This is a genomic window from Ochrobactrum sp. Marseille-Q0166, from assembly GCF_014397025.1.
Classification (GTDB): Bacteria; Pseudomonadota; Alphaproteobacteria; order Rhizobiales; family Rhizobiaceae; genus Brucella.
The window spans coordinates 1,283,620-1,297,791 of sequence record NZ_JACJUO010000002.1 but is presented as its reverse complement, the minus strand read 5'-3'; the positions used below and the strand labels follow the sequence as shown (position 1 = coordinate 1,297,791).

The following is a 14,172-nucleotide window of genomic DNA, read 5'->3' as shown; positions in this document are numbered from 1 at the left end:
GCGGCCTTATCAATCAATCCGAATGCATTATACTGGTGCGGCGATCAGATGGCCTGTGGTCTTATGCTGCATGACGTCCATCGAGATTCCGTAAATTTCTTTAAGGCGATCAGGCACCATGATGCCCTCTGGGGTTGATTTTGCGATCAGTCGGCCACTGTGCAGAGCGAACACCGCGTCACAGAACCGGGCAGCCATGTTCACATCATGAAGAACTACAAATACGCTCAGATTTTTTTCATGTGAGAGCTTTTGCACAAGGGACAAAACTTCAATCTGATGCGCGATGTCGAGTGCGGATGTCGGCTCATCCAGCAAAAGACACTCGGCATCCTGTGCAACAAGCATTGCAAGCCAGACACGCTGGCGTTCACCGCCTGAAAGTGTATCGACCATACGCTCTGCAAAAGGAGCTATTCCTGTTAGTTCAATAGCCTCTTCTACTTTCTGTCGGTCAACGGCGCCGAAACGACCCAAAGCACCGTGCCAGGGATAGCGACCCAGCGCCACCAATTCCTTCGCCAACATTCCGGGTGTGGCTGCAGTTTGCTGGGGCAGATAGGCGAGCTTGCGTGCAAATTCACGGTCGCCCCATTCGTTGAGCGGTCTGCCTGCGAACCGCACGGTTCCGCCTGATGCGGGATGTTGTCGTGCGAGAATTTTAAGGAGTGTCGATTTTCCGGACCCGTTATGACCTATGAGTGCAGTCAAACTTGCAGCAGGTATAGACATGGTCAAGGGCTGCAAGAGGGTGCGCCCCGGAACTGCAAAACTGACATTTTCAAGCTCAAACAATGCGGCAGTCATAAGTCTATCCCGTGTGAAAAAGGGTTGCTGGTTGATACCAAAACATGATCGTTATATACATGTTATAATTCTCATGCGCTGCTTTTGTCGCAATCAACGACTGCAAATTCTGTCCGTGGAAAGATAAATTGGGCTTTCATCCAAACATGACCAGCCACATCGAAGATGTCAGCTTGCTTGACGATCTTCATTACCGCGTCTGGAATGGAGCGATTGCCGATGTTTGGACGGTTGACTGCGGCCCCGGTGCACGTGGCGAATATGTATCTCAGGCCCCACGCCTTTTTCTGGTTCTGGAAAGCCTTGGCGAATTGATAATCGGCCCCGATCAAAGAGCAAGACTTCCGGTTACCACACAAGATCGACCACGCCTTTGCTATATACCTGCCGGCATGACAGTCTGGAGCCGGGTCGCGCAACCCGGCAAGCTTAAACACCTGGATCTGCATATCGATAGCCGAGCACTCCAGCAGAGTTTTGGCAATACGCTCGATTACAATGCAATGGAGCGCCCTCGCCTTTCATTCTCAAACCGCAAGCTTGAGCAAATTGGCAGTCTGCTTGCAGAGGAATGTCAGTCGAAAGCTCCGCTTCACGATCTGTATGGCGAAGGATTGATCAGTGCGCTTATAAGCGAATTGTTTGAAGTGCGTCAGGAACAAAATCCACGGGCGAATAAACTTTCCCCCTGGCAATTGCGGCGCGTGACGGATTTCATCGAAAGCAATTGTTTTCGTATCATACGTTTAAAAGAAATCGCCGACTTAGCTGATCTCTCAGAAGCTTATTTTTGCACCGCTTTCAAAGCTTCCACCGGTGTTTCACCCCATACATGGCAAATGCAGCGACGCATTGAGTACGCCCAAAAACTCCTGTTGCAGCCAAATGCTTCGCTTCCGCATATTGCAGCAATTTCAGGTTTTTCTGATCAGGCGCATTTTACACGCGTTTTCAAAAAGCTGACGGGCTTGACACCCGCGGTATGGTCGCGGATGCAGGCATAATTCAACATTTATAAGTCACGTATATTATCAAAAATTCGTTCAATTCAGCGAAATAACGATCAATCCCGCACCTATATCATGATGTAAATACTCATATTAATTTGCAACTCGTTTCGAGTGTGCAACTAATGTGCCTGACAACACTCGAAGACAACATCTTCGTCGAAAATGACGGCACTCATCTGACTTTATGAGGGGCTATCGCTATATGACCACTTCGAAGAAGCACACAATGAAGACGGCTCTTGCAAGTGGAACTGCACTCGCCTTTCTGCCATTCGCAAGCGCGCTCGCTTTGGCACAGGATTCGAGTACAACAATCAAGCTCGATACGGTTACAGTGCAGACCGGGACAGGCAACCCAGCCGCTGGCATCGCACCTGTGGAAGGCTTTGTCCCTCAAGCAACGACGACCGGCTCAAAAAGCAGTGTTGCGATTGAAAAAATCCCGCAATCTGTTTCAGTTGTCGGGCGTGATCAGATCTACGCAATTGGCGCTCAGAAGCTTGATGAAGCCTTGCGCTACACACCCGGGGTTCTAGGACAGCCATTTGGCGTCGATAACGACACGGATTGGCTTTACATTCGCGGTTTTGAAGCCACACAATACGGCACTTATCTCAATGGATTGCAGAATTTCAGTTACGGATTTGGTGGCTTTCTGATCGATAGCTTCGATATTGAGCGCATCGATGTGCTTCGTGGCGCATCTTCCGCTCTCTATGGCGGCTCCAATCCGGGCGGCATTGTCAACTACATCAGCAAGCGCCCCAATGGTGAGCGCATCCGCTATCTGGAAACAGGCATTAACAGTTATGGCAATGGCTATGTCGGTTTCGATATTGGCGACAAAGCCACAGAAAGTGTCAATTATCGTATCAACGGCAAGATACAGGGCGGCGATAATTACACTGATTACGCCAAAGAGTTTCGCGGCGTGCTTTCACCAAGTATCGAATACAAACCCGATGAAGCAACCCGGCTTACCATCCTTGCGAATTATACGCATCTCGACCTAACGCATGATGGCGGCAGTTTTCTGCCTTATTACGGCACAGTTGTTCCAACAGAGTTTGGAACAATTTCACGCAAGACTAATCTGACCGAACCCGATATCGATGACTACAAGCGCGAACAGGTTCAAATCGGCTATGAATTTGAGCATCATTTCGACGATGATTGGACGGTTCGTCAGAATGTCCGCTATGGCTTTGCACATGTGAAGGAACATAGCCTCTATGCATATGGCTATAATTTCCTGCCACAGCCCACTCCCGGCAATCCGGAAGTTTCGCGCATTAACTTTAAGCACGACACAACAGTGCAAACCTTTCAAGCAGATAACCAGCTTGAAGGTGTCGTGAACACTGGGGCGCTAACCCATAATCTGCTATTTGGCGCTGAATACCGCTATTTCCGCATCAATCAAATGCAGCAAACCGGTGCGGACACGACTTCGATTAATCCATATGACCCGATTTATGGTGCACCGCAGGGTCCGATGAACCCACCCTATATTGATCAGGATTTGCGGCGTCATCAGCTTGGAATTTATGCGCAGGACCGCATCGAATTTGGCGACGGCTGGATTGTTACAATGAACGGCCGTTATGATTATGTCTGGACAGATGCAACTGGTTTGCCTTCCTATGAATATAATACAGGCCGTTTGTCCGGGCGCGCCGGTATCGGTTATGAATTTGAAAATGGTATTACGCCCTATTTCAGCGTAGCCACCTTCTTCAATCCGATTATTGAGACGCTGTATGATGGCACTTATGCGCAGCCAGAAACAGGCACGCAATATGAGGTGGGTGTCAAATATCGTCCTGAGCTTTTCGATGGCCTCATTACAGCCTCGCTCTTTGACCTTACAAAAGAAAATGCTCTCACGGGCAGTAGTTTTGCACGTGAACAATTGGGAAAAGTGAATTCCCGTGGGGTTGAGGTGGAGGTTCAGGCCAATATCAATGATGATTGGAAAGTGACGGCTTCGCTTACGGCCTATGATCTGAAGATCAAGGAAAATGACTCCAATCCATCCATCATTGGAAATCGCCCATACCTGCTCCCCGAGCAGCAGGCTTCGGCTTTTGTTCAATACACAGTACCTGAAGGTCAGCTCAAAGGCGTGACGCTGGGCGGTGGCATACGCTACTTGGGCTCATCCTATGCGGATGAAGAGAATTCGCTCAAAGTTCCAGCCGTTACTCTGGCAGACCTGAAACTGGGCTACGAAAAAGACAATTGGGGCGTCGATCTTAACGTCACCAACCTGTTCGATAAAAACTACGTTGCAGGCTGTCAGGGTGTCTTTGTTTGTGGATATGGAGAAGGCAGAAAAGCATTATTGCGCATTCATACGAAGTGGTAAGATATAAGAATAAGCACCGTAAATAACCGTTTCACGGTGCTTATTTTTTATATTTATCATCTATTTAATCATAATTCTTAATAATGTAATTCAAATTAAACTCATAAGGAATTTCCCCAATAAGATTGCTTGTAATCGTACTCGTCTTTTGCACCATAAAGCAAACTCATGTGCTTTCCCGCAAAGCCTTCAACAAGCTGATTTAGAGTGTCTATCTGATTGGATCAGATAGACACTCTATCCTTCTGTTTATCTCGCATCTTTTCCCGAAAACCGCTTCACACTTTTCGCGGCGCAATCTAACACCGGCAATCTGCATTTTAGCTTCCTCCATATATGGTTTGGTGAGAAGCAGTTTGCGGATTAACACGGCGAATTCAGGCCGACAGCAATCCATTGATCGATGTTGACTGTACGCTATGCAGGCGCTGATAACGGCCATTATTTATATTGAGCAATTCTTTGTGGCTTCCCTGCTCTACGATCTCGCCGCCCTCAACCACCAGAATACGATCTGAATTTACAATAGTTGCGAGACGATGCGCGATAACAAGTGTTGTACGGCCCACCGAAAGGTCTGCGAGCGATTGCTGAATTGCACGTTCGGTCTCGGTATCCAATGCAGACGTTGCCTCATCCAGAATGAGGATCGGTGGGTTCTTCAGAAAAATACGCGCAATAGCCAAGCGCTGTTTCTGCCCACCTGAGAGCTTTACGCCGCGTTCGCCGATAACAGTATCATAGCCGTCGGGAAGATTGGCTATTACGTCGTCAAGACGCGCGCGACGTGCCGCTTCGACAATTTCCTTATCGGTTGCTTCAAGGCGGCCATAAGCAATATTCTCTCGAATACTACCAGCAAACAAAAACACATCCTGACTGACAATGCCGATATTTGAACGAAGTGACTTTAGCGTCATATCGCGAATATCGATACCGTCTATGAAAATGCCACCATCTGTCACTTCATAAAAACGAGGAAGCATGGAACAGATCGTGGTTTTTCCTGCGCCAGACGCCCCGACAAACGCAATCGTTTCACCGGCTTTAATTGCAATATTGAGATGGCTCAAAATTGGACGTTTGTCGCTGTAACCAAAACTGACGTCACGATACTCGATATCGCCTTTCAGACGCGAAACCGATTGGGCATTCGGACGGTCTGCAATGTCAGGACGCGTATCCATAAAATCAATATAACGCTGAAAGCCAGCAATGCCTTTCGGATAGCTTTCGATAACGGAGTTGATCTTATCGATAGGGCGGAAAAACACGTTGACCAACAGAAGGAAGCCGACAAAACCACCCGCGGTCATTTCACCACGCACGACAAACCAAGCGCCGGCCAACATCACGACTACCTGCACAAAACGCATGGACAGATAAGAGAGCGACATCGACGCTGCCATGATTTTATAGGCGGCAAGCTTGGTCTTCTGATAGTTTTCGTTACTTTCGGCAAACAGCTTGCGTTCATGGTCTTCATTGGTAAAGGCCTGAACCACACGAATACCGCCGACGTTTTCTTCAATGCGTGCATTGAAGTCGCCAACCCGCCGATAAAGCGCGTGCCAATTCGATGTCATCCGCCCACCGTAGCGTAGCGTGACATATGCCGACAACGGCACGATAAGTGCTGTAATCAACGCCAGAGGAACATGTACCCATATCATCAATGCAAAAGCGCCGATAAGGGTCATAACCGCAATGAAGAGATCTTCCGGTCCGTGGTGTGCAACTTCGCCGATTTCCTCCAGATCTTTCGTCAAGCGTCCGACGAGATGGCCCGTTTTCTGATTATCGAAAAAGCCGAATGATAGCTTCTGGAGATGATCAAATGCCTTCCGCCGCATTTCCGTTTCAATGCGGATGCCGAGCATGTGGCCCCAATATGTCACAACAACCTGTAGAAAAGCGTTGAAGACGTAGATTGCAAAAAGCCCAACTGCTGCCAAACCGATAATACCGAGCTGACCTGTCGGCAGCAGACGATCAATAAAAACCGTCACAGCAATAGGGAACGCCAACTCAAGAAGGCCTGCCGCCACAGCGCATGAAAAGTCGAGCATAAACAAAGCGCGATGCGGCTTGTAATAACCCGCAAAGCGCTTCAACAATTCAGCCATGGCGAGGCTCCTTCAATCACAATTTATAGGGTGCCTAGCGCATTATATGGTTGAGCGAAAGGTTATTATGACCTCTTTGCTCAGCATTGTTATGACTTGATACTTTAACCGGCCATAAAACCGACCGCATCCTTGTGCCAGTAACCTGCGACCAGCGTTTCTTCACGGCTTTTACCGAGTTTTTCGCGCCAGTGCTTTCTGACAATCTTCGCTTGATCAGCCTCTCCTGCAAACCAGCCAAAACTATCCGGTCCCTCGGGCCACTCAGCTTCACAAAGCACCTGTGTCAACGTTTCCGCGGCACGTGTCTGGTTAGAATCGATAATCCAGTCCACAGAGATGCCCGATGGATGAACCAGATTCTGAACGTCGGCCTGGCTATCCACCGCAATCACAACACGCCCGGTCACGTCTTCAGGGAACTCTGCAAGCATACGTCCGATCGCCGGAAGGCCGGTTGCATCCGCACCCATGAGATAGCGTTCTGCCTGGCGGAGAGGACGCCCGACAGGCCCCATCAAACCAACCTGATCCCCTGCCTTTGCATTTTTCGCCCACGCACAAGCAAGTCCTTCAACGTCGTGAAGGTAGAAGTCAATTTCAAGCCAGCCTTGGTCTATGTCGAGATTACGGACCGTATAAGCACGAGATAGCGGCTTTCGAGAGTCATCCGGCCAGAAAGGCAATCCATTCGGCCCCATAATTGGCCAAACCGGCTGTGGAACCTCGTCAGTTGGAAGAAGCAACCGAATATGCATGGCGCCAAACATCGAAAAGCGCTTCAGGTCTTCGCCTGTTAGGCGCACGCGCAACATGCGCGGCGTCAATAGACTGCTTGACACAACCTGCATCAGACGAAACTGCGGTAAAACCTGGTGCCCTGCCCTGTCTCCTTGCCAGACAATTTCCGGGGCTTCTTCCTTGGTGTAAAGCTTGATTGCAACAGCTGCAAGATCTTTGAGACGATATAAGCCAGTATCGTCTTCAGCATGAAGCGCCACGCGATAACCGTCTGTTTTGTTATCAATCTCAATACGACCGAAAGAAAAATCAAACCTATGACTGTCACCATCCATATCATATTGAGCATGATATGAATTCAGGCGATCAATGATATTGGGCAGATATGAGCGGCCATTTTGCAGAGCGATATTTGCATGGCTTAGCAGTGCGTGCGAATTTTCAAGAGTTGACTGCGACAAGGAGTTTCTCGATTTATGTGTTAGATTGAAAGAATAAAGCCTTATGGTTTCATGCCTGATCGAAGACTTCAGCCGCCAATGCGGCCAGTAATCGCTATCTTGAAGGTTCGTCCCTTACCCTGGTTCTGATCCGACGTTGTTGCCCAGCCCGTCTGTGGGTCCGTATATGCCTTGTTGAAAAGGTTATCGACCCCAAGATCAAGCTTTACATTGTCATTAACCTGCCAATTAGCGAACAGGTTGACGAGATCGTGCCGCGGGTAAGTATAGATCGTATTACTGCTTATCCGATTAACTTTTCCAACGCTTTCATACTCAACACCATAGACAAGCTTTTCCTCAAATGCCTTGAGGCCGAGTGTAGCGCTTACATTGTCGAGCGGCGTATTCGTCAGGCTGTTACCTTTGTAGATGCCGTCCTTCATTTCAGCGTCCGTGAACGAAGCACCCAGATTGATGTATCCCCACCAGTTATCGTAGGTGGCTTCAAGTTCTAAACCGCGCAGGCGCGCAGTACCGACATTCTCAGAGGTTGTGTAAGTGCCCTTGGATACGGTCTCGATGTAGTCTTTCACATCGGTGTGGAAGAAGTTTATCTTTGCACGCACCTGATCGCCAGCGTCGAGCAAGCCATCCTGTCGCAAATTAATACCAGCTTCAAACGATGTTGCAACTTCAGGCTCGAGCAGCAGATTTGGCTCATACCCCGAGCCATGTGCGCCGTTTTGGCGGAACATGTCCTGCATATGCGGTACACGATAGCCCTGCGAATAAAGACCATAGAACTGCACACCGTCCCATGGCGTCACACCAATGCTTAAGCGTGGTGAGAAACGATGCCCATCAACATTAACATCCTGGGCTGGATTGGCGCCATCGGACTTGATAGTACCGTCAAGACGGTATCCGTCGTAACGCACTGCAGCGATCAATTCGAGCCACTTCTGGTAATCACCCTGCCACTGCAGAACGCCACCATAAGCCTGCTGATCACCGTTACCGAAGTTGTCAGTGTCTGACTCGCCGCGCATCTTATAATAATCAACGCCATAGGTAATGGTGTGGATCATAGCATCGGTTTCTATTTTTGAGCTGTTGTAAGCACGGAATCCAGCGGTGGAAACATTATAGAAACGCGTTTTTCCAATATTTGCTTTCGTCCAGATTTGGTACTGATCATTATCCGTCTCGCTGTAGTAAGCGTTAACGGACAGGTCCCAGAATGGGTTGTCCTCGGGCTTATAAGTGTAATTTCCGGTATAGGTATTAACGACTGTATCTGCATCATAGGTAGAGAGCGTTTTGGAGTTAGAACCGCTGCTGCCGGTCATAACGTCATTATATTTCTGACGGGAATAACCAAACTTCAGTTCGTGCCCCTCAGCTGGACGGATTGTGATCTTACCAAGCCCACTAACAACACGTTCACCCGTCCAACGAACGAAATCGCCGTCACCATTCTTATATGCACTGCTATCACGGTAATTCAGATTGCCGATGACATCGACATTTTCATTAAAGCGATAAGCGCCGACAGTGCTGGTCAGCCAGCCCTTGCCATTCGTTTCATAACGTAGTTTTTCACTTATCGCCCAGGTTTCGCTATCGCGTAAAAAGTCGCTTGCATCCTTGGTTTCGAAAGCTACCAGACCGCCAATTCCACCATTTCCATAAGCATTGGATACGGGGCCGCGAATTACGGTCACCTGCTTTAGCATTTCAGGTTCTATATAAAACGATCCAGAACCGTGACCAACACGCCAATAATCCTGACGCGCACCATCCACCGTCACAGCAACACGACCTTTTTCCTGAAGGCCTCGAATATTGATCGAGGTCGCCGGATCGTCACCATTAAGCGACGCATGAACGCCCGGCATCGCCCGGAATAAATCAGCCGCAGTTGTCGCCTGAATGCGATCAATATCCCGCTGAGTGAGCACACTTGTTGAAGCCATCGTGTCGATTGCAGCAGCATTTTGAATCGTTGGCGAAATGGTAATCGTGTCAAGTTGAAGCACTTGTTCCTTATGCTGTTCTTGTTTTTGCTTCTCATCTTGCAGCTTCGCTGTTTGAGCGCCTGCAGGACCTGAAACCAAAAATCCTAAACTCGCGACACCACAGAGAAAAGTTGTCCCGAGCAAATAACCAGAACGACCACGCTTCGATTGCATTTCGACCCCCGTGACGACCTTCATCGTCAACTCATTAAGATGATAAAAAGACTCAAGTTAATGGAGGCTATATTAATCTTGATTTACAGAGTCAACTTTATTTATGCCCGCAATATCAACGCTTTTTTGGCTGATAAGAAGCCATCTCCAATGCGGAAATCAAACACCATTAAATCGATTTATAAAATCGGCAATAAATTACAGTTTATGTAAAATTTTGCATATTTGTAAATTTCGATGTTCAAAAAATCGATCTGTATTGCGTGTCTTCTTTTATAGGATTTCCTGGGGCCAGTAACAAACTTTTTAAAGAGGTAGCTGGTTACATAATTTTCAGTAATTAGTGAAATATGCTCTGGATTATAAAATGGTTGCTTTTTAATATTCTCTTGTTATTGTCTCGCGACTTGGAGGAGTTAGAACCGCCCCAGCGCGTATATCGCAGCGGGGCGGTTTCTTTTTTTAGCTATTCAGAAATGCATATCTGCCCTGCAGCATCAGCGCTTGTAAATGTATCGCCTCGCACCTATTTTCAAATTGTTCAGTTTCACTCCTCCTCCCAGAGACTGAACTCGAAGCGCGGCACTCCTCCTCCCAGTCGCGCTTTTCAGATCAGCCCGCTGCACACTCCTCCTCCCAGTGCAGCGGGCTTTCTATTTCTAGCACTTATAAAAAGTTGCCTATTCTCTCGGCTATCTATCTTCAGATATTACTGGCGCATTCTGCTCTTCCGCGAGAAGTGACCATGCAGCTATAAACATCGCTGCAATCATCGGGCCCACGACAAACCCGTTAATGCCGACAAGAGATATGCCACCAATCGTTGAAATAAGCACGACGAAGTCGGGCATTCGCGTTCCCTTGCCGACCAATGGCGGACGAAGGAAATTATCGATCAGACCAATTACAAAAACTCCGACAAAAATCAAAAATCCAGCCTTGAACCATATGCCATTAGCGGCAAACCAAATCGCAGCAGGCGCCCATACCAATGATGCTCCGACAACAGGGAGAAGCGAGAAAATTGTCATCATTACGCCCCAGAGCAATGCAGCCTCGATCCCCAGCAACCAAAAAGTAACACCACCGATCGTCCCTTGAATAAGAGCAATAATAATATTGCCTTTTACTGTCGCGCGGATCACTGCGGTAAATTTTTCCACTATCTGTGTGGTGTATTCATCGCTAAGCGGTATGGCTTGACGAATTTTTACCCCCAATTCTGCTCCATCGCGAAAAAGAAAAAACAAAAGGTAGATCATGATGCCGAAGCTGACGAAAAATTGCAGCGTATTCTGACCGAGGCTTACGAGCCTGCCGGCAAAAATCTGACTTCCCTGCAAGATTGCGGAAGATATACGTGAGCGCCAATCTGCAAAATTGCCCAACTCGAAACGCACCATCCACTCTTCCAGAGATTCAGGCAGAGCACCCAGAATGCTTGTAATATAGCTATTCAAATCGAACTCACGCGTACTCAATCGCTGATAAACGGAATTGCCCTCCTGAACCAAAGACCCGAAAATTACGAGTGCCGGCAGAATAACCAGACATAAACACATCAAGACGGAAAGGAGTGCTGCAAAATTGCGTTTTCCATTGAAGATGCGCACGAACCACAGCTGCACCGGATAGAATATAATGGCGAGAATAACACCCCAAAGAACAGCGGAATAATAAGGAATAAGTAGCCACGCAAAAGCTATCGTGACCAGAGCAAGGAGAATAAAAAAGCTTACGCGCTGGACCGACATAACATCTCATTTAAACTGGAGTGGCAGTGTTAACTGTGAACGCAATTTCTTCCGCGCTCAATGAAGATAAAAAATCATATACGATATCCATAACTTATCCATAAGCGTAAGAACTATCCCTACTCCATTTTCATACAAATGCAGTTCACAAAAAGTCGCTTGATTAAATTCATCGTGGAAATCTCTGACTTTCCTCTAGAATATTCAAATCCATATGGTTTCGCATATAGCGTTCTGATGCTTTCTGTAGCGGCTGATAGTCCCAAGGATAATAAGCTCCATTACGCAGCGCCTTGTAGACCACCTGTCGACGAGCCTGACTGGCCCTGACCTGCTTATCATATGACTCGAGATCCCAACGCTTTTCTGCCTGTTTAACGAGTTCATTCAAAATTTCAAAATACGCAGGCTTAAACGCAAGATTATCCAATTCGTTAGGGTCTTTGGCTATATTGAATAGTTGTGGTGGATCGACCCGACACAAGTTGAGCTTCCATTCACCGGCGCGTAACGAGACCATCGGTGCTATCGTTCCTTCTGCAGCATATTCCATAGGGACATCACCACGCGACTTAATACCGGATACAACATCAACCAACGATACGCCGTCAGTCCAAGGCATGATATCGTTAAGGTCTATGCCTGCAAGTTGCGAAATCGTTGGCAGCACATCAAGTGTCGATACTGCACTATTAATACATTTCGGTTGCAACTGCGGAGCAGCAATAAGCAAAGGTACGCGGGCCGAACCCTCAAAAAAATTCATCTTGAACCATAGCCCCCGCTCACCAAGCATATCGCCATGATCTGATGTAAATACGATAATCGTATTATCCGCCATCCCACAACGTCCAAGTACATCAAGAAGAATACCAACCTTATCATCAATATAAGAAATATTAGCGAAATACGCCTGACGGGCAGCTCTGATTTGATCCTCGGTTAATTCATAATCTTCAGCTTTACACGCCCGCAACAGACGCTCACTATGAGGATCAATATCTTCTGCCGATAAGAATTTTATCTCAGGATCAAGCTGCGGTATGCCCGCGTAAAGATCAAAAAAGCGTTTTCTCGCAACATACGGGTCATGTGGATGGGTGAAACTTACCGTAAGACACCATGGGCGCTCGTCATGACCACGAGCGAGGTCATAAAGCTTTGCCTCAGCTTGGTAGGCAACCTCGTCGTCATATTCTAACTGATTTGTGATTTCAGCAATTCCTGCACCCGAGATTGACCCAAGGTTATGATACCACCAGTCAATTCTCTCACCAGGTTTTCGATAATCTGGAGTCCAGCCAAAGTCTGCGGGGTATATATCTGTGGTCAAGCGCTGTTCAAATCCATGCAGCTGATCTGGTCCCACAAAATGCATTTTTCCCGACAGTGCAGTTTGATAACCAGCGTTTCGCAAATGATGCGCATAGGTAGGTATCTCTGAAGAGAACTCCGCAGCATTGTCATAAACTCCAGTACGCGACGGTAACTGACCAGACATGAATGAAGCTCGAGCAGGCGCGCACAACGGGCTTGCCGTATAACAATTTGAAAATCGAGCCGATCTAATCGCTAATTTACGCAGATGAGGAACATGAAGGAAATTTGCAGGCCCATCGGAGAAAAAAGTTCCGTTTAACTGATCGGCCATCAGAATAAGAATATTTGGTTTTTTCATTTTGATAACCACTGGTAATAATAAAAATACAGAAAACGGGCGCCTTAACGCCCGTTGATTGCTCCATACAAAAAACGATTAAAGTCCCAGCTTTGCCCTCACGGCAGCAGCGCCCGGCTTACCATCGAAAGTGGTTATACCTTGCAACCATGCATCGATCTGTTCGGGGTTTTTCTTAAGCCATTCTGTGGCCGCTGTAGGCCCGTCAACTCCCTCATTCAGGATTTTATCCATGAGCTCATTTTCTGTATCGATAGTGAATGTTAATTGCTGAAAGAACTTCGCCGCATTTGGACATTCTGCGGTCCAGCCAGTTCGTGAAACACTATAAACTTCTGCACCACCATAATTTGCACCAAAGTAATCATCACCACCAGTGAGATACGCGATGTTAAGCTTGGTATTCATCGGATGAGGAGCCCACGCCAGAAAAACAACCCATTGCTTGTCGCGATTTTTCCGATCCACTTGGGCCAGCATGGCTTGTTCGCTCGATTCAACGATGCTCCAGCCATCCAGATTGAATTTTTTGTCTTCAATTATTTTCTGAATATTCTCATTAGCTGGCGCTCCCGGCTCAATGCCAAATATCTGTTTATCAAATTTTTCAGCATGTGTTGCAAGATCAGCAAAATCCTTTACGCCTTCACGTGCTACATAATCAGGCACGGCCAACGTAAATTTCGCACCTTCGAGGTTTTTAACCAGAACTTCAGCAGCATTTAACTTATCAAGATCATCTCTGAATTTCTGCTGCGCAGGCATCCAGTTACCGAGAAAAACATCTATTTTCCCGGTTTTAAGTGCTTCGTATCCAATAGGCACCGACATGGTTTTTATATCTGTTTTATAGCCGAGTCCGTCAAGCAGAACGCTAGCGATCGAATTGGTTGATGTAATGTCTGTCCAGCCTGGATCCGACAACCGAATAGTTGCACATGCTTCCGGATCGCCTGCGTAGGCTGCACCGGCGAGCCCGGTAAACGCCGCCAGCGTTAAAGAAATAAGTTTGAAAGAACGCATTGAAACTCCCTTTTCGCTTTAACGAAACGA

At 47.5% G+C, this 14,172-nt stretch carries 9 protein-coding genes; 2 read left to right on the top strand and 7 right to left on the bottom strand.

Features of this window, described 5'->3' with window-relative positions; translation table 11 throughout:
• Positions 1-27: 27 nt before the first annotated feature.
• On the bottom strand, positions 28-807 hold the full coding sequence (locus H5024_RS17385) for an ATP-binding cassette domain-containing protein (RefSeq protein ID WP_187548350.1): 780 nt from the start codon (positions 805-807) through the stop codon (positions 28-30).
• A 146-nt stretch (positions 808-953) separates the two neighbouring features.
• Between H5024_RS17385 and H5024_RS17380 the strand changes: the two genes are divergently transcribed.
• Both H5024_RS17380 and H5024_RS17375 read left to right on the top strand, forming a co-directional pair.
• Complete coding sequence (locus H5024_RS17380; RefSeq protein ID WP_247875328.1) at positions 954-1,811, top strand: AraC family transcriptional regulator; 858 nt, start codon at positions 954-956, stop codon at positions 1,809-1,811.
• 208 nt (positions 1,812-2,019) lie between these two features.
• Entirely contained in the window at positions 2,020-4,185 is a 2,166-nt protein-coding gene (locus H5024_RS17375) for a TonB-dependent siderophore receptor (RefSeq protein WP_187548348.1), read from the top strand.
• 377 nt (positions 4,186-4,562) lie between these two features.
• Here H5024_RS17375 and H5024_RS17370 read toward each other — a convergent pair whose 3' ends face one another.
• The 6 genes from H5024_RS17370 to choX all read right to left on the bottom strand — a co-directional run bounded on the left by H5024_RS17370 (position 4,563) and on the right by choX (position 14,142).
• The gene (locus H5024_RS17370; RefSeq protein ID WP_187548347.1) at positions 4,563-6,311 is read right to left on the bottom strand and encodes an ABC transporter ATP-binding protein; all 1,749 of its coding nucleotides are present in this window, start codon (positions 6,309-6,311) and stop codon (positions 4,563-4,565) included.
• A gap of 104 nt (positions 6,312-6,415) precedes the next feature.
• On the bottom strand, positions 6,416-7,513 hold the full coding sequence (locus H5024_RS17365) for a siderophore-interacting protein (protein WP_187548346.1): 1,098 nt from the start codon (positions 7,511-7,513) through the stop codon (positions 6,416-6,418).
• Positions 7,514-7,581: 68 nt separating this feature from the next.
• Positions 7,582-9,534 carry a TonB-dependent hemoglobin/transferrin/lactoferrin family receptor gene (locus tag H5024_RS17360; protein ID WP_348770710.1) on the bottom strand — a complete coding sequence of 651 codons (1,953 nt, stop codon included), beginning with the start codon at positions 9,532-9,534 and terminating at the stop codon, positions 7,582-7,584.
• Positions 9,535-10,379: 845 nt separating this feature from the next.
• Complete coding sequence (locus tag H5024_RS17355) at positions 10,380-11,441, bottom strand: AI-2E family transporter (RefSeq protein WP_187548344.1); 1,062 nt, start codon at positions 11,439-11,441, stop codon at positions 10,380-10,382.
• A gap of 169 nt (positions 11,442-11,610) precedes the next feature.
• Positions 11,611-13,119, bottom strand: coding sequence for a choline-sulfatase (gene betC / locus H5024_RS17350; protein WP_187548343.1), 1,509 nt, complete (start codon positions 13,117-13,119; stop codon positions 11,611-11,613).
• A gap of 78 nt (positions 13,120-13,197) precedes the next feature.
• On the bottom strand, positions 13,198-14,142 hold the full coding sequence (choX, locus tag H5024_RS17345) for a choline ABC transporter substrate-binding protein (RefSeq protein ID WP_187548342.1): 945 nt from the start codon (positions 14,140-14,142) through the stop codon (positions 13,198-13,200).
• Positions 14,143-14,172 lie beyond the last annotated feature (30 nt).

Coding starts and splice junctions, on each gene's coding strand:
- H5024_RS17380 (WP_247875328.1), top strand. CDS start 954: ATGACCAGCCACATCGAAGATGTCAGCTTGCTTGACGATCTTCATTAC.
- H5024_RS17385 (WP_187548350.1), bottom strand. CDS start 807: ATGACTGCCGCATTGTTTGAGCTTGAAAATGTCAGTTTTGCAGTTCCG.
- choX (WP_187548342.1), bottom strand. CDS start 14,142: ATGCGTTCTTTCAAACTTATTTCTTTAACGCTGGCGGCGTTTACCGGG.
- H5024_RS17370 (WP_187548347.1), bottom strand. CDS start 6,311: ATGGCTGAATTGTTGAAGCGCTTTGCGGGTTATTACAAGCCGCATCGC.
- betC (WP_187548343.1), bottom strand. CDS start 13,119: ATGAAAAAACCAAATATTCTTATTCTGATGGCCGATCAGTTAAACGGA.
- H5024_RS17375 (WP_187548348.1), top strand. CDS start 2,020: ATGACCACTTCGAAGAAGCACACAATGAAGACGGCTCTTGCAAGTGGA.
- H5024_RS17355 (WP_187548344.1), bottom strand. CDS start 11,441: ATGTCGGTCCAGCGCGTAAGCTTTTTTATTCTCCTTGCTCTGGTCACG.